Below are 14,915 nucleotides of genomic sequence, written 5' to 3'. Positions count from 1 at the left end.
TTTGCCGCCGTCCCCGGGCAGGTGGAGCGAAGTGAGGCTCCGCTACGCTTCGCTCCACCTGCCCGGGTGGTTTATCCCCCTAATACAGTTACTTACATTTATTTACACAAAGGATTTAATACTACCATCAAACGCCGACGAAAAATTCACTGTCTGTACCCAGGAAATTGAACATATCACCTTCAATTGTTCTAAAACCTCGGTATCTCTATGTGCAATAGAGTAATTCCTGATTTCATTAAGTTTGCCTCTATAATTTGATTTATACTCATTTAGACGTCTAGCTAAACTATTTAACTCAATCTTCCATGTTTCCTCATCTGTTAGTTCCGCTATTATACTTCTAAATGTTTTCCCAAACAATTCTAATAGTCCTTCACACCCTTCATGGATTAACAAAGCAGCTTGTCTGGCAAAATATCGTTTCTCCCATTCCAATTCTGCAAATGTCAAACTTTTGGTAATGATTTTCAGATCGTAGGAAATAATATTTATATATCCAGCCGTATTCCAAATAACCTTCGATTTCGTTAAATTTTTGGTATTACAATGATCTATTGATAGATGAAAGAGCTAGAGTTTTTTCCTGAACATTAAGATTCAGTGAAAAGCCTTCAGCAAATTCCATTTTTCTGTCTTTCAAAAGATTTCCAAATTCAATATCGGTATTTGAAATATTATATGGAAGTGCTTTCATAATTATTATTTAGATGAGTAATGCAAAATTGCCGATTTAATTCGCTATTCAAAACAAGTTTCACTTATATAAGTCAGCAAGGATATTGCTTTTAGAGAATTAATTTTTGTCCCATAATCGCTGGTTTCTCCATGCAATACACTATGGCGTGTAAATGGTAATCGATTTTCTTGCGAGGCATGCATTTGAAAGGCGCCTTTATTTAAAAGAGCTGCACACATGGCCTTATGGAAGACAGTCCTATTTTCTTGTAGTGCCCAATCACGCACCCTGGGAACGTATTCATTATCATCAGTTTTTCTGTTTTAAAAAAATTTCCTGCCTGTTCCCTCATCACAAAGTCCATCTATTTGCGCAAAGAACACGGGGATGGACAAAAAATAAAGTTCCTGCTTATGGGCCCAAAATGCTTCCTTAAGTGGCCCTCTTCGACTACTATGTCTACGCAAAATCGCTTCTATAATTCCATCCAAGTAGCCTTCTATAAGCTGCGTCATCCGCTGGTTTAATTTCGCTATATTGCCTTCTTCAAGTAACGCTGAAATCTCATTAAACTCTGTGATCTTAAGGTCGCCAGCAACATACCATCCATATAGCGATAATTCCTGTATCATATGGGCCCAGGGTTCCCATTCCGGCTTATTTAAGATTTCTCTAATGTTCCTGGTGGCAAAGGTATATTGCCTGATATGCTCATCCATCCGGGTAGCTCTCATATTTTCTAGTTGCTTGATAAAATTATTCATGCTTCTTGGGATTATGATGCAATATCGGATACATATGTGCAACCTACTTGCGCACTTTATATTTTTTCCAATTATACTATATAACCGATAACCACAAGTTAGAAATACCTAGCGCAGGTAGTACATTGACTATCAAATAAGTGTAGTAGCTAATAGACATTTTACTATTCAAACTACATCCATGGAAAAAACGAAAGAATTAGGTTATGGCCAGGAGTTCAGGGTCAATGACAATGGGGTCCTCTACCCTGCTTACCTGCCACAGGAAGACTTACAATTACTGGCTTATAAATTCACCAGCTACCTGCTAGGCGCTATTGATAGGGCTGAAGTAAAGGTGGTTCAAACCCATGATGGCAAGGGACTTGATTGGGAAATCACACAATTCAGCGAAGGTGCTGATGATAAGCCCAAGCTCCGGATCTGCCGAAAATATACATTAAGTCTCTGGCCATCCTGGAAAGTCTGCGGATGTCATGATCATTGGTTAAGTTATCTAACACCACGTTGCCAATATTCAGATACGCTGGACAGGACCATGCAAGTGATTGTAGACGAGTTCCGGACAGAGCTTAAACATAAATATAGTGATGGCCACCGCAAATGGTTCTTTCCACAACTTGATAAATACCTAAGAAACAGGAATTGGACCAATATCATCAGCATCTATAAAAAGAGCTTTTCACAACAACCCTTAAAAGTAGACCGGCGCGCAAAAGAAATAAGAGACGATGCCAAATGGCGCAGGAAAATAAACTTAAAAAATAGCTGAATGTCCCTTCCTCAGATCTGATAGGGTAATGGCCGATGCTGAAAGGCCAGATCACCTAGTGTTCTTTGTTAGTTCTTATCTAACAAATGCTTCCCGAAGCTGGATAGAAAAAATTCATCCTAAACCATACAAAATACATGTCATAGAAGGCAGAGAACTAAAAAGAGTACTCATCAACTTCCAAGAGCTAATTTATAGATTTTTCAATACAGACCCCATCTTACAAATAATTAAGGAAGCGCAGAAAAATTGGTTGTTGCATCGCATTTTTCCCGACTGCAAGGCCTTAGTAACCATTTTTGAAAAATCGACTTTAATAAACTATCCGCAGCAGACATTGCATTCTTAACCACTTCCTTTCATGTCCGATATGACCGGGTGAAAGAGCAACTTGATAATATTACGGCATTAAAGTAGATAAGTGCCTAATTCCAATTAACGTTCAGCTAACGCATATAAATACGGATAGAAATATCTCTGTCATCAGTCTAGAAGACAAAATAGAGGTTTTGGGTGATAATGGTGATGTTATTGATTATGACTTAGAAACCAATTACGGTTTTATTGCTGCAGAAATAGCCTTTCATAAACATAAATATCTAGGGCTCTATATCCTACTGAGAATCGGTGACAGTCGTGCCATTGAGATATTGTCAATTTGTACTAGCAGTTTTGAAGCCAGGATAAAATTGGTAGATGATTACAGCCAAACCTATTTCAAAAATACGCTTAGAGCGTTTGAGCTCCTTATAAATCCGCCCAAAACTGTTTTCATCCATTAGCCGGCGGTTCTTCCTGAAATGCTTGGACTGCGCAAGCAATACACCAGTCCCCCCCCCTGTTCTGAAAAGACTTGATAACCGGGCTATCCGCTTTAATTAACCGGGATAATATATCAATACCAAAATGCTGCGACACAAATCCCTGTATGGCAAAGGAACCCAGACCACCGGTGACCGAGAAAATGCTTTTCTTTACCTCCGCAAACATGATATAGGAGGGGATAACCGACATACAGGTCGTAATAGGCTCACCTTTCTTCACAATTTTCCTGAAAATATATCGCCATCTGGCTGGCGCCGTCCTAAGACTAAAAAACACCCGCAGCTTCACAGATCCATGATCCTCCTTAATGATTTGCTGCTCGACGTACTTTGTGCCTTCCCTAGCATTGGCAATCCTGATGATGTCGTCTATTACAACAGCAAACTCCCGGTCTGCAATAAAATTTTCATCGATTTTGTAATAACTAAACAAGATTTTTTCTGATTCCATAATTTAAATTTTAATAATTCACCAAACTTTCTTCACATGCTAATCCCTTCGAGAATGATACCGATAGTATCATATCGAACGGATAGCTACCTTTTCTAACAGACAAGGTGAAAGCCAATAATACTGGCCTTTGAGATATCGGCGGGCTAAAAAAAGCGCTTAGGAGGCGCCCTGGTTGGCTTTATCTAAAATAAATTACCTTCCTCCCAGAAGCACTATTTCCTTACCTCTCCAAATCTGCATACATACGGACCAAATTCATCTCTCAGGTACCATTGAAAGATTTCAATCCTTATTAATTACACAAATAAAATCCTGCAGGTACTATTGGTATCCAAGCTTTCTTAAAAATTAACTATCTAACACGAATAAAAACATGCAGAAAAATCGATATACATCTGCAAATAGGAGATAACTGAAAAGAATTGGGGAGTATTAAGTAATGCATAGCGAAATCGTTGCAACTCCGTTGATCGATCCCTGACGGCAGCTGGTACATTTGTAATCTGCGTAGCAATACAGCATGATGGCTTAGAAGGCCACATAAAACTAACGCCAAAAAATTAATTAAATGGCCAAGTACGAAATTATAGTAATCCCAATTAAAGGAATGAAATTCAAATTCCAAAACCCTGGAATAAAAAGTATTATCATACTCCTGATAATACTATTATTCCGATACTGGCGACTTTGGATGATCCTTCAATTTCTTTTCTATAAGATCTAACCAATGAAAAAAGCTACGCAAACCACATACGATGGTAAGCGTAGCTTTTCCATATTATAACATCATGTTTTATCTTTGGAAAGGACAATTCCAAAGTAAACTACCATTCTCATATGAATGAACAATTAGAGAGAATAAAAGCCAAATTAGCACAACTCAAAAGTTCAGATCCGAACTACAAGCTCTTTGGTGCCAGCACACATCAATATAAGCTGAATCCGACCATTTCAATGGAAGTAGTCAGGCAGTTTGAATTAACACATCATATAGACTTGCCAGATGGCTATACCGCTTTCCTGACGAAGATCGGTAATGGCGGCGCTGGACCGTATTATGGGCTTGAAAGACTGGAAGACGCCCTCTTTGATGATTTAGACTATAAACGACCAGGCAATTTATTAAACCCGGCAAAGCCTTTCCTACATACAGCACCCTGGAATCAAACATTTACCCTTACAGTAGAGGTAGAAGAGGATGAGGAAGAATACGAAAGACAGCGGATGGAGTTTGAAAAGGAATACTTTGACAGGCAGCAAATGAACGGAGTCATCGCCATTTGTAACTTTGGGTGTGCCGTCCGTCTGAACCTGGTCGTAAACGGGCAGGAGCATGGCAACATATGGACAGATGATAGAAGTAGCGATAATGGGATCCACCCCTCCTATGAACTAGGCAACAAAGACAAGATAAGCTTTTTGGACTGGTACGAACTGTGGCTGGACAAATCCTTAAAGGGAAAAACAGCTAAACCCTAACTATAATATTCCCATACTCAGTAATGAAAATATAACCATGGAGCATATTGAAGGAATAGAAGACAGATTTGTAAATTCAATGGTATCCAATAACCTTTCGGAAATTACCATCGATATTGCGGAAGCAGGCATAGATCAATTACTATCAAATGAATTTTTAAAAGAGATTCCGATACTCGGCGCAGGTTTCAAATTATTTGCTGTAGCAAAAAATATTTCCGAATCTTTCTTTAAGAGAAAAATTCTTATGTTTTTGTTTCATTTAAAAGATGTGCCGCAAGAAAAACGGATGAAGTTTATTTCCGAGTTAAACCAAGATGAGAAAAGCCGGGAGAGGGTTGGCGAGAAAATACTGATTATTCTAAATCAACTTGATGATAGCAAAAAAGCGGCAATAATAGGTAAATTATTCAAGGCCGCCATTAGTGGGCATATAGAATACTCAGCCTTTTTGAGATTGTCACGCATTGTGGATAAAGTTTTCATTGATGATCTTGCCGCTTTAAAAGAAAATCATGCCCTTTACAAAATGAACGATGACACTAAAGAGAATTTAGCCACCGCTGGGATTTTAAAGCAAGTAATACAGGACAATCGCAGTTATGAGGAAACTATTAAAAATAAAATAGGAAGGAATGTGATTTACCCACCAACATTTGAATACCATGTAAACAGCTTTGGTAAACTGCTAATTGATTATGGTTGGTAAACAATTCCATATAAAATACGATTCTCGGGTGCATTCATGCCCCATAAAGATGATCTATACGCTTTAACCTGGCACTGTCAAGCCGGAAAACTAAAAGTGGCCTTATCTTATTGTAGATATCAGGTTTTACCCACAAGTGCATCCACTCAATTGTTTCTTCCTGGTCGCCCAAATGTTCATAAAACCCAACACCGGCAGCATTCCATAAGCCTTTGGTCTTTCAGCTGCGCTACATCATTATGGCGATGCGCCGCTATCGTCGGCGGTAGCAAGGCAATAAAAATATCATAAATGGACGTGTCCGGGTCTTCAAACTCTGCTTTGAGTTCTGGTAGGCATTCCATCGCTTTCTTTTTCCAGGCGCTCATGAGTGATAAAGGCTTTTGTACTAAATTTCCGGCCAATTTAAGCGTCTTTTTCCTAAGCTGGTAGAAAAGTTTCTTATATTACAGTAACTATAAATCCTCAAAATCTCGCCACTGTAATAACTTTTAAGAAAAGCGATAGCAATGATACCAGCCGGGCTTCTCTTGCTTCAGCGCATAACAGCGGGGCATTGGCAATATCAGCAAAAGCAGTGCAGCGGGCTACAGGCCATATCGGCGAGGCCGGAAATGAAAGCAGTAACCCTTTCAGTGTCAGTCATACAAACGAACAGTCACAGGCTACCGCCTCCATTCCTCCCTTTCAGTTAAAGAAAATAGATAAAGCGGCCCAGTTGCAGGCGGCAGAAAAGGAAACAACGCCTGTTAGTACTCCCATCGTTCAAAGGGTCCCGGCGCCACCGATAGGTGCTACCCAAAATGGGCTATTTTATCTCACCCAGCCCATGAACTTAAACCGGGCATATATGTACCATAAAATTCGGGACGTGCAGATGGTAAGCGCTGTTCCGCTCACCCAGACAAGGCTGGAGCTGTACAATCCCACAGACCAGTTAGTGTGGAGTCAAAATAACCAGGAGGTCTTTGCATTTGTATCAGATATTCTTTGGGATCATCCGGCAGGAACTTATACCCTGCGTGGACTGGCCACCACCCAGGCAGGCACTCAGCTATATTACGATACCACCATCCAAATTTTCAACCAGGCGCCTGCAGGCGGCACTTTCATTGCTGCGCCGATAAACGGAAGTACTTACCTTGGTTCCCACTGGACAGCGCTGGATCATGTGCCCAGCTTTAAAAACCAGGGCATCCAGGAAAGAGGAGAAAGCCAGGTCCGGTTTGGAGAAGGACTATACCTGACCGGTGACCGGGGATACGGCTGGAAAGCCGGATACAGTAAGACCGAAGAACTGGGAGGAAGCCCGTTTGTAGCAGAAATTGGGGTATTCTTACGTCCTGGACAGACCTTAAGTATCATCAATGCCTCCCAGATTCCGGAGAACGACCAGTTTACCAATCCCCCCTGGAGAGGCACTTCCAGGGAGCGGTATATCACGGGCTACGATGCCATCTTTGATGAGGCGGAACAGGAGTTAAAGATTAACCTGCAAGCATTTGGAAAAATCAATGTGGTACATTTTACCGACTACAGCGCTTTGGACCCTACCGCAAGGCTTCAGGCCATTGCCGGCTCGAGGGTATTTAGGGGATAGTATGTGGCGCCCCTCTCCTGGCACCGTCAAGCCATCACCCCAATGTTCTTTCTCCAGGCGCTCATAAGTGATAAAAAGTATACCTTCAGGAAAAAAATGGGACTGGACCTATTCCATGTGAAGTTAATAGCACCGCCTGTCGACTCAATTGATTTCTTCTACCTCGATCAACTGGAAGGCTCCCCCCTGCTGGCCCCCAACCTTCCGCCCCTTGTCGCTAACCTGGTAGAAGCTACCTATTTCTTTACCATCTATATTTTCCAACGCAAAAAATATCGGAATTACTATACCAGCAGGTATGGTAATAATGAAAACAACAGTGCTTATCTTGTAGGCAACCTGGAAGAATTAGCAGAGGAGATTTCCAAGATAGAAACTGACTATTACCTGGATACCGGATCCAGATCCGTACGCGAGTCGCAGCTTAAGGATACTACAGATCCCGGGGGCCCAACTATTTTCAGTACCCAGCTCTCCTACCCTGTCGCCTATTCTAAACGTAAGGTAATTTATTACCAGGAAGCCGGCTATCAGCGCAAGGGGATGGACCGGAAGTTCTATAGCGATTTTGGCAACTACCAGTTATACTTCAGTAAAGACGACGTGATCAACGCCGAAAGATACCTGGACACAGACTTCCGCCCAGATGTAGCAGATCATTTTAAAACCTCTTTTATCGACAATTTCGTGGAAGGAGAAAGCGTCTTTTACCCCAGCTGGTAAAAAAGAAGATTTATCTGACTATATTGCAAAATATCGACATACCATGAGATGGGAAGACTTAAAAGTTTACAGGCCGTTGAGCAAGGAGGAACTAAAACCGGCCTATAAGGATTTTACACAAATTATGGCCGCCAACCTCAAACAATTCGGCTTTCACCTGGTGGGGCGAAAACTGGTCACACTCTCAAACGATTTGTTTCATATCATCCATCTGGATACTCGTGGCAGTTGGATGGGACTATCTGAATACTTTAAAACAGAAATTTCTCTGGTTGCAGTTTGTGATAAATCTCCATTCATAAGAAAATGGGAACAAAACGGGGCTAAAAAGATAGAAGAACTAGCCATAGGTATCCGCGACAATTACCGAATAACTAAAGAGTACCCGTTACTGGCAAACTTTCTGACTGAAAAAATTATTGAACACGTCTTGCCCTATTTTGATAAATACGATACCTCCTTAAAAGTCCTCGCCGACAGGGACGCTTTTAAATATGATTTATATATGACCGAAAACGCAAACCTATTGCTGTTCGCTGAACTTCAAAACGGCATCAATGTAGAAGCAGAAGAAATCATTGATAAAACACTTATGATGGCTCGTACATCCAATGAATATATAGACGAGTTAAATATTTTCAAGGACGGCTTACAGACAGGAAACTGGGACCTAATCAATCAAAAGCTGGCTTCCAATAAACAGGAAGTATTTAAAAAGCACCCTTCTATATCCTCGACCAAATAATCAAATCACAGCTGGTAGCTACCACCAGCGAATTACCAGTTGGGGAAAACCCAAATACCCGTAGCTCACATGCACCATCCTGACCAATAAACTCATGATGCCCACGATCTTGATGGGTCAGGAAAATCTTATGCACCTGGTATTTTTCAAAAAGCGGATCATCCGGCACCGGTCCAGTGCATGCTATCCCCCAGCCATCATGGGTTGCTTTCCTCAGAAAGTCCGGTCGATCCAGCCCGCAGATCTGGATAGTACTGCCTTCTAAAATACCATAGCCGGAAACAGTACCGGTTATAGGTTCATAGTTTTCCCACCAGGATGCCTCCTGCCGGAAAATTCGCTCTCCCGTCAGGCAGTTAAATAGGCCAACGCCCTGGCTGGACAATACTGTTAAAGTATCTGCCTGGTCAAAGCCTATATTCTCGAGCCCACCAATAGCGTACGTTTTTTTATGTTTCCACATTAGCCTCTACTACTAATTATATCCTTATACTGACATCTTAAATCTACTTTGTCATCCATTCCTCCAAGATTCAAAATTGCGCCCTTTACGTTCGGCTCCCATCCTACGCTCAGCGCATATAAGCAGTAATCACCAACTGCTGTCTTAAAGCGATTACTTCAGGAACGCCATTTGTAACAGTTCTTTCTATCTCCCGGGAATGGTAGTCAAAGCTAGTTGTCAACAAATTGTTCTGCGCCTTTAGTGGGATTACAGAAAGCCCTATCCATCCATCATTACCGGTGACGCTCCATGCATATTTTATATTCTCCACCGTAATTTTTCTCAATCCTTTTTTAGGTAATGTCATATGTTAGTCGTATTAATAGTATATAATGGTCGATCGTCCTAACAAGGGATCATAAGGACCACTAAATTACTTTCTTATATAATTGGATCTGGCTCCGCCCTTATGCGGAAACTGCACGTATCCTTCAGGTGGACGCGGAAGTAACACTTCACACTCTTTTGAACATAAATTCGCCAGAAGAGGCAGCACATCTGTTCCTACCTGCAGGGAGATCCAAAGTTGAGTGGTCTGCGAGTAATCCATCTCCTTTCGGCATACACTGCATTTTACACTATCCCCCTGGTACCTGACCGGATTATTCTGCAGATCCGGAAACCCACGCTTGCCTTTTAAATGAGTATAAAGCGCCCTGGTGCTCACCTTACTGCTTCGCAGTAGCTTGCAATGGATCATTTCGTAGGGATACCAGTGTAAATCATAAGAAGTATATGTACTGAAAGTTTCCAAAGCCTCCATCTGCCCTATCTCAGGAGGAATCCGTTTTAACACGCTTCCATATAAATGCACATGCTTTACCCGTTTCATTTTGGCAATAGACGGTGGCAGGGTATATATTTGGTGGTACAACTCTGGGCCAATCCCTTCTGCTGGCCGGAATTCTTCCCATTCCTCGCTTATAACCAGCTCAATATACGCGCAAAGTTTCCTCCAGGCCTCCGAGCTTCGGTCCTGGACATCATGCTTTATCTTAGGAAATCCTTCCTCCATTTTACCCAGCTGCTTTATACCAAAAATATGATAATTCTAAAGTAAATTGTTATTTACATATGGACAAACAATTAGAAAGCATAAAAGCCAAATTGGAACAACTCGAAAGTTCAGATCCGAACTTCGCGCCAAGCCGGAGAGCTAAAATAACAGCCTCACCGGCGGGTAGCAAAGGCGTTTCGCTCATCACTATGAAAATTATATAGATGAACTTACTACAAAAAATAGCTGGTACGCTGTTTCCTCCCTATAAGTTCAATGTTTTAAGAAAAGAAGAGGGACAGTTGTTTTATGCGATTGTAGAATCTTTACCTGAGGATTATGCGTTAATAAAAGAACAAACCAGCCTTGGCACCTTCCACGGGCTTAGGCTATGGGAAGGCCACCCTGGCTTTCAATTCGTAACATTCAGTTATGGGCAGAAAACTTGGAAGAGTATAGCAAACAAGGGGGTAAATATCCTAATTACCGGATTAACCATCTATTCGAAGCGAACGAGAAGACCAGAGCAAATCGAATTACTGGTAAGAAATAACACCATCATTGGCTTGAAAATTACCCATTCAAATTACAACCTGTCAGAATTTGACTTAAATAAAATAGGAAACAGCCATATTTCAACATCCGACTTTGAATTTCCTCCCGATCCTATTGTGACGTTATACAACGCTTTGGATCTAAACATTAGAGAAAAGCTTCCTCTGGAAAACCTGGAGGAAATGGAATTTAATAACCGGATCTTTTATTCGTTCTACGATTTGGGAGACGGTAATTGTTTGGCTATTGACAAAAAATGTAACGTTTATTCACTGGTACACGACACCACTCCAATGGCAAAGGGAATGAAAATTTCGTTAAATGACATCCTGGACAAAATCGCGTCGGGCAATTTCGATAAATCAAAGCATTTAGACGAGCGCTACAAAAATAGTAACCGGCGCTAACAGGTAACCAGGTCACCGTTCCAGTTACTCACCCAATACCACTACTGGCTCATTGGTACTTTTACCGTGCAAGGATAAGCGCTAACTTATTTCACATAAACTAACGGCTATGTACGTTGACCTTGCATTCTCCGCCGAAGCCTTCAAAAGGCTTATTAGATACCGTATGACCGATCAGTTTCGGCCCCTCACCACCCCGATGGGTTACCCGCAGGGAACAAGCAGCTGGCTGGACAGACTGCTGGTATTTGATCCCGTCTTCACCCAGCTGACTGAAGCCCCTGTTATCCTAAATGAGGTCTCCGCCATAGGGTCCCTTCGTCCCATTCCTAACGACTATTCTTATGCCGCTACTGCGGTGGCAATAGATGTACCCATGACCATATATTACGCGACCACACAGGATGTTGCCGGCGCAGGTCTTGCCGATCCTGCAGTTGGCCAGATTCCTATTCCGGCAGGTGTGATCCGGATTATCCTGCGGTCGCTGATAGGGGAAGACGAGCTACCACACCTTCAAATGCAGTTGGACACGACGCGGCTGTCATCCCTCCCGCTTCCGCCTGCTGTCATTGCTTCCTTAAGTACCGCAGCCACGCTCGATACTGCATTCGATCTGGCCGGCACACTGGGTAATCTCTTTCCACCCTATAGCCGCCGCGTACTTAATACAGTCATTACACTGGACAGCACCGGCAATATCCTGATGCGCTTTGAATTCACCTCCCGGATAACCCGCTCTGTGGTTACCCGCTGGCAGGAATGGCAAAGTTTTGTGCAGCACCTGCCATCAGCCAGGCTGGGAGGCGCAGACTGGTGTATAGATGTCGAAGGCGCAGAAGTAGCGGCCGGTATGGCGCAAATAGTCGATCCCCTCATGGAAGCAGAGCCCCCCATCAGTTTTTCTCCTGGTATAGACTGGAGCTTCGGTGATGGAAAGCCGCCCAAAATTTTTGTCAAAAAAGCAGGCATGATAGAAAATGCCTGCGCCGGCAATGATATAAGGTTCGATGGCTTTGTAAATATTGAAATCTCCGTTCCGCCCGAGGGCAATAGGATACGCGGCTCCTTAAGTTTCGACATGAATAAAAACGACTGGGACGTGGCAAAATGTTTTGGCGTCCTGCTGATCAATCCACTGGCCGTCTTTATTACCTTATTTGATATTGGACAACCTGGGTATGGCGTGGCACTGAACGCCCTTCCTACGAGCCCCGTAATTGTCTTCGGCGGATTAATTTTGCTGATGATCGGGTTTGATAAAACGATCGCACAAAACATCATCAATGAGCAGTTTGCTAAACAGCCTGCTATTCAAAAGCTACCAGATGGCAATTATGCAATGGAACAGGATATGACACTGGGCAATCCTATCACCATGAACTGGATGCTGCTCACAGAAATTGTCGGTGAAAACGGGCGCATGCTCATGCTCGGCGCCCTTCGCGTTCCAGATCCTATTCTCCCTAAACTCAAAGCGGAGGACCTTGTAGGATTTTCCGACTGGCAACTAGTGAGTCGCTGCGAACCAGGCAGAGGGCAATCAACCAGTGCCAGCCTGCAACTGTTCCTGCGCGGTGGTTATTGCGCCAGCTCAGAACTTGCCAGACCTACAATCCCTCTACGCTACGGCGACCGTACTTACGATATTGTCGGCGATCCTTTAGGTGTCTACCAGGATCCACATACGGAATATACACAGGTCTACTTCCCCGGAATCCCAGGCACCCTTGAATGTAAACTTACAAGTGGTACACTCAGTAAACCCGCATTCGCTGATTTCGCTTCCAACCCCTATCCATTAAGACTCCGTTTTTATACCAATGGAGGCGTACGGGAATATGAGTTCCCAGCTCCACCCGTTTACAAGCCCTATCACGAATCCCTCGCTCAGGCCGCAGAGCGCATCAGCAAATGCAAACAGTTAATGAATAATAAATTCTTTTCCTTCAAGTGGCTGGTCGATCCGCCCCCCTATGAAAGCGTCGGCCAACGCTGGCAGATACATATCAGGGGACTACATCAAGGTAGAAAGGCCCGTGTATTCAACCAGGATACAGGTACCCATTTGGAGGAATTTACCGTCAGTGAGTTCCAGCGGCTTGACATATCAGTTGTGCTGCCCCCTGGTCAGCATGCTTCCTCACTTTTAATCGCCTTAGATGATATGCCCTTTATAAACGCCGATAAAATGCGTGAATTAAGCAACAACCCCAATAACACAGTATCCAATGTAGAAGTGGCTATTCGACAGACCAATTTGCACCCTATTTCATCCGATCCGGCAGCAGATCAGATGACGGCTAACCTACTTTCAGGAAAAGAACAGCGGCATATTGCACAACCAAACGGCATGTTCTTCCTCCCCGATCAGGACAAAAAGCAGTACACCTTATATAGAGAAGGTCTTCCACTGATAACTGGTGCTGCAACCTGGGAAGAATAAACATTTGTTCGCTGAGCTTCAAAACGGCATCAATTCAAAAGTAGAAGAGCTCATCGATTATACGCTTATGATGTGTCGTGCATCCAATGAATATATAGGCAAATTAAATTCACCGGTAAGGGTTACAAAATGGGTAAGGAAAATTTTATGCACCTGGTATTTCTCAAAAGGTGGATCAAGGTTATTTAAGCGATATAAATTTAAACAGCCAACACTTGATTAAGACCAAGATGCTGGATGTTTATATTGGTTTTATTTACTTAGAAAGACACTGATGAACAATTCATTAATTATAAGGTCAAAATTCAAGGATCCAATCCAGACTATTACCACTCCAAAGCTTATCATCCTTCTGTTGTCGTAATTGGCTTTGTATTTCCCATTTTTCACTCCACTGCTTAAAGTGTTGCTTATGGAATTCTAAAAAATTATACTTAAACAATGGATTCTTGCTATCAATAGTTAGACAGCCGAGATTTAAATACTCTTCAGGATTAGTTATTAATTGCTCGCATACCACACACGTTTTTGTCCTTTTAAATAAAGAATATTGCTTCAAAAACAAATCAATTTCATTCCATTGAGGGCTATTCATTAAACACGTAAGATGGTATACTTTATCATTAAAATTATATAGTGGGTCCAACTCATTTTGAATTGCATTCGGAAATGTAACTATCTGGTCCCCAACATTCAATACTTTCCTGCAAAGATCACATTTTGTGCTACCCCAAAAAACTAATGCCATATGTTATTTATTTACTCCAAAATTTAATAGAAGTAGCTGCATGCAGCTACTTCTATTAATTATAGTCAACATATTCACTTATCTATACAAAGACCAATCTATTCTGCTCATTAGATAAAACATAAAAATCAAATTCGCAAAAATTAAAAATACTAGCGACCAAACAACCAGTCCTCCTATAAACTGCTGTCTTCTGGATTGTTTATCCAATTCTTTAACATACAACTTCCATTTGTCTTTATGCAGAAAAAAAAAGTAATTGAATAGTGTAATTACAACTGCTTGTGTAATTGTTACTAAATTATCATATCCAGGAACAATATCATGCTTGAATATGATTGAAAAGTATCCTTCCAGTGTCATTAGAAGCATTATTTCAAGGACAATTACAGATAACATTGCCTTCCATTCACTCCACCATCTAGACGGCGCATTTTCAGCAAATCTATACATCTTATAAAAAAAATATCTATACCCATTTTTAAGCATCATAGACTCAAATTAATCA

17 protein-coding genes are annotated in these 14,915 nt (G+C 41.9%); 9 read left to right on the top strand and 8 right to left on the bottom strand.

Annotation, left to right across the window (positions count from 1 at the left end; all coding sequences use genetic code 11):
- The coding region (locus FN124_RS31160; protein WP_221887778.1) for a hypothetical protein at window positions 1–226 on the top strand (226 nt) is incomplete at its 5' end.
- Window positions 227–544: 318 nt separating this feature from the next.
- On the opposite strand, the gene FN124_RS30910 is transcribed toward FN124_RS31160, so the two are convergent.
- Together FN124_RS30910 and FN124_RS14575 are read right to left on the bottom strand one after the other, a co-directional pair.
- On the bottom strand, window positions 545–697 hold the full coding sequence (locus tag FN124_RS30910) for a hypothetical protein (protein WP_185937200.1): 153 nt from the start codon (window positions 695–697) through the stop codon (window positions 545–547).
- 305 nt (window positions 698–1,002) lie between these two features.
- On the bottom strand, window positions 1,003–1,443 hold the full coding sequence (locus FN124_RS14575; protein ID WP_142685428.1) for a hypothetical protein: 441 nt from the start codon (window positions 1,441–1,443) through the stop codon (window positions 1,003–1,005).
- Window positions 1,444–1,624: 181 nt separating this feature from the next.
- Here FN124_RS14575 and FN124_RS14570 point away from each other — a divergent pair, with 181 nt between their 5' ends.
- Window positions 1,625–2,215 carry a hypothetical protein gene (locus FN124_RS14570; RefSeq protein WP_142685427.1) on the top strand — a complete coding sequence of 197 codons (591 nt, stop codon included), beginning with the start codon at window positions 1,625–1,627 and terminating at the stop codon, window positions 2,213–2,215.
- A gap of 771 nt (window positions 2,216–2,986) precedes the next feature.
- On the opposite strand, the gene FN124_RS14565 is transcribed toward FN124_RS14570, so the two are convergent.
- Window positions 2,987–3,490: a hypothetical protein gene (locus FN124_RS14565; RefSeq protein WP_142685426.1), complete on the bottom strand. Its 504-nt coding sequence runs from the start codon at window positions 3,488–3,490 to the stop codon at window positions 2,987–2,989.
- Window positions 3,491–4,330: 840 nt separating this feature from the next.
- Here FN124_RS14565 and FN124_RS14560 point away from each other — a divergent pair.
- Together FN124_RS14560 and FN124_RS14555 are read left to right on the top strand one after the other, a co-directional pair.
- Window positions 4,331–4,972: an SMI1/KNR4 family protein gene (locus FN124_RS14560; RefSeq protein ID WP_142685425.1), complete on the top strand. Its 642-nt coding sequence runs from the start codon at window positions 4,331–4,333 to the stop codon at window positions 4,970–4,972.
- Window positions 4,973–5,009: 37 nt separating this feature from the next.
- Window positions 5,010–5,681 (top strand): hypothetical protein, encoded by a 672-nt coding sequence (locus FN124_RS14555; protein ID WP_142685424.1) that lies wholly within the window; start codon window positions 5,010–5,012, stop codon window positions 5,679–5,681.
- Window positions 5,682–5,857: 176 nt separating this feature from the next.
- On the opposite strand, the gene FN124_RS14550 is transcribed toward FN124_RS14555, so the two are convergent.
- A complete protein-coding gene (locus tag FN124_RS14550) occupies window positions 5,858–6,049 on the bottom strand; it encodes a hypothetical protein (protein WP_142685423.1) in 192 nt (63 codons plus the stop codon).
- A gap of 188 nt (window positions 6,050–6,237) precedes the next feature.
- Here FN124_RS14550 and FN124_RS14545 point away from each other — a divergent pair, with 188 nt between their 5' ends.
- From FN124_RS14545 to FN124_RS14535, 3 genes are read left to right on the top strand one after another with little or no spacing between them, the layout of a single operon-like run.
- Window positions 6,238–7,281 carry a hypothetical protein gene (locus FN124_RS14545; protein WP_142685422.1) on the top strand — a complete coding sequence of 348 codons (1,044 nt, stop codon included), beginning with the start codon at window positions 6,238–6,240 and terminating at the stop codon, window positions 7,279–7,281.
- Window positions 7,282–7,323: 42 nt separating this feature from the next.
- Window positions 7,324–8,004 carry a hypothetical protein gene (locus FN124_RS14540; protein WP_142685421.1) on the top strand — a complete coding sequence of 227 codons (681 nt, stop codon included), beginning with the start codon at window positions 7,324–7,326 and terminating at the stop codon, window positions 8,002–8,004.
- Between the two features lie 43 nt (window positions 8,005–8,047).
- Window positions 8,048–8,749 carry a hypothetical protein gene (locus FN124_RS14535; protein WP_142685420.1) on the top strand — a complete coding sequence of 234 codons (702 nt, stop codon included), beginning with the start codon at window positions 8,048–8,050 and terminating at the stop codon, window positions 8,747–8,749.
- Here the strand turns inward: FN124_RS14535 and FN124_RS14530 are convergent.
- Together FN124_RS14530 and FN124_RS14525 are read right to left on the bottom strand one after the other, a co-directional pair.
- A complete protein-coding gene (locus FN124_RS14530; protein ID WP_142685419.1) occupies window positions 8,730–9,212 on the bottom strand; it encodes a hypothetical protein in 483 nt (160 codons plus the stop codon). The two genes, FN124_RS14535 and FN124_RS14530, sit on opposite strands and share 20 nt — an antisense overlap.
- Window positions 9,213–9,321: 109 nt before the next feature.
- Window positions 9,322–9,561 carry a hypothetical protein gene (locus FN124_RS14525; RefSeq protein ID WP_142685418.1) on the bottom strand — a complete coding sequence of 80 codons (240 nt, stop codon included), beginning with the start codon at window positions 9,559–9,561 and terminating at the stop codon, window positions 9,322–9,324.
- Between the two features lie 914 nt (window positions 9,562–10,475).
- Here FN124_RS14525 and FN124_RS14520 point away from each other — a divergent pair.
- Together FN124_RS14520 and FN124_RS14515 are read left to right on the top strand one after the other, a co-directional pair.
- Entirely contained in the window at window positions 10,476–11,213 is a 738-nt protein-coding gene (locus FN124_RS14520; protein WP_142685417.1) for a hypothetical protein, read from the top strand.
- 109 nt (window positions 11,214–11,322) lie between these two features.
- On the top strand, window positions 11,323–13,659 hold the full coding sequence (locus FN124_RS14515; protein ID WP_142685416.1) for a hypothetical protein: 2,337 nt from the start codon (window positions 11,323–11,325) through the stop codon (window positions 13,657–13,659).
- Window positions 13,660–13,957: 298 nt separating this feature from the next.
- Here the strand turns inward: FN124_RS14515 and FN124_RS14510 are convergent, their stop codons facing one another.
- Window positions 13,958–14,407 (bottom strand): hypothetical protein, encoded by a 450-nt coding sequence (locus tag FN124_RS14510; protein WP_142685415.1) that lies wholly within the window; start codon window positions 14,405–14,407, stop codon window positions 13,958–13,960.
- A gap of 78 nt (window positions 14,408–14,485) precedes the next feature.
- Window positions 14,486–14,899, bottom strand: coding sequence for a hypothetical protein (locus FN124_RS14505; protein ID WP_142685414.1), 414 nt, complete (start codon window positions 14,897–14,899; stop codon window positions 14,486–14,488).
- Between the last annotated feature and the right edge of the window lie 16 nt (window positions 14,900–14,915).

The organism is Chitinophaga polysaccharea, from assembly GCF_902150045.1.
Classification (GTDB): Bacteria; Bacteroidota; Bacteroidia; order Chitinophagales; family Chitinophagaceae; genus Chitinophaga; species Chitinophaga polysaccharea_A.
This window is presented reverse-complemented; position numbering and strand designations above follow the sequence as displayed.

What these genes read in the sequence shown, in the direction of transcription:
- FN124_RS14535 (WP_142685420.1), top strand. Translation starts at nt 8,048, where the DNA reads ATGAGATGGGAAGACTTAAAAGTTTACAGGCCGTTGAGCAAGGAGGAA.
- FN124_RS14510 (WP_142685415.1), bottom strand. Translation starts at nt 14,407, where the DNA reads ATGGCATTAGTTTTTTGGGGTAGCACAAAATGTGATCTTTGCAGGAAA.
- FN124_RS14540 (WP_142685421.1), top strand. Translation starts at nt 7,324, where the DNA reads ATGTTCTTTCTCCAGGCGCTCATAAGTGATAAAAAGTATACCTTCAGG.
- FN124_RS14515 (WP_142685416.1), top strand. Translation starts at nt 11,323, where the DNA reads ATGTACGTTGACCTTGCATTCTCCGCCGAAGCCTTCAAAAGGCTTATT.
- FN124_RS14560 (WP_142685425.1), top strand. Translation starts at nt 4,331, where the DNA reads ATGAATGAACAATTAGAGAGAATAAAAGCCAAATTAGCACAACTCAAA.
- FN124_RS14570 (WP_142685427.1), top strand. Translation starts at nt 1,625, where the DNA reads ATGGAAAAAACGAAAGAATTAGGTTATGGCCAGGAGTTCAGGGTCAAT.
- FN124_RS14505 (WP_142685414.1), bottom strand. Translation starts at nt 14,899, where the DNA reads ATGATGCTTAAAAATGGGTATAGATATTTTTTTTATAAGATGTATAGA.
- FN124_RS14525 (WP_142685418.1), bottom strand. Translation starts at nt 9,561, where the DNA reads ATGACATTACCTAAAAAAGGATTGAGAAAAATTACGGTGGAGAATATA.
- FN124_RS14530 (WP_142685419.1), bottom strand. Translation starts at nt 9,212, where the DNA reads ATGTGGAAACATAAAAAAACGTACGCTATTGGTGGGCTCGAGAATATA.
- FN124_RS14550 (WP_142685423.1), bottom strand. Translation starts at nt 6,049, where the DNA reads ATGAGCGCCTGGAAAAAGAAAGCGATGGAATGCCTACCAGAACTCAAA.
- FN124_RS14520 (WP_142685417.1), top strand. Translation starts at nt 10,476, where the DNA reads ATGAACTTACTACAAAAAATAGCTGGTACGCTGTTTCCTCCCTATAAG.
- FN124_RS14565 (WP_142685426.1), bottom strand. Translation starts at nt 3,490, where the DNA reads ATGGAATCAGAAAAAATCTTGTTTAGTTATTACAAAATCGATGAAAAT.
- FN124_RS14555 (WP_142685424.1), top strand. Translation starts at nt 5,010, where the DNA reads ATGGAGCATATTGAAGGAATAGAAGACAGATTTGTAAATTCAATGGTA.
- FN124_RS14575 (WP_142685428.1), bottom strand. Translation starts at nt 1,443, where the DNA reads ATGAATAATTTTATCAAGCAACTAGAAAATATGAGAGCTACCCGGATG.
- FN124_RS30910 (WP_185937200.1), bottom strand. Translation starts at nt 697, where the DNA reads ATGAAAGCACTTCCATATAATATTTCAAATACCGATATTGAATTTGGA.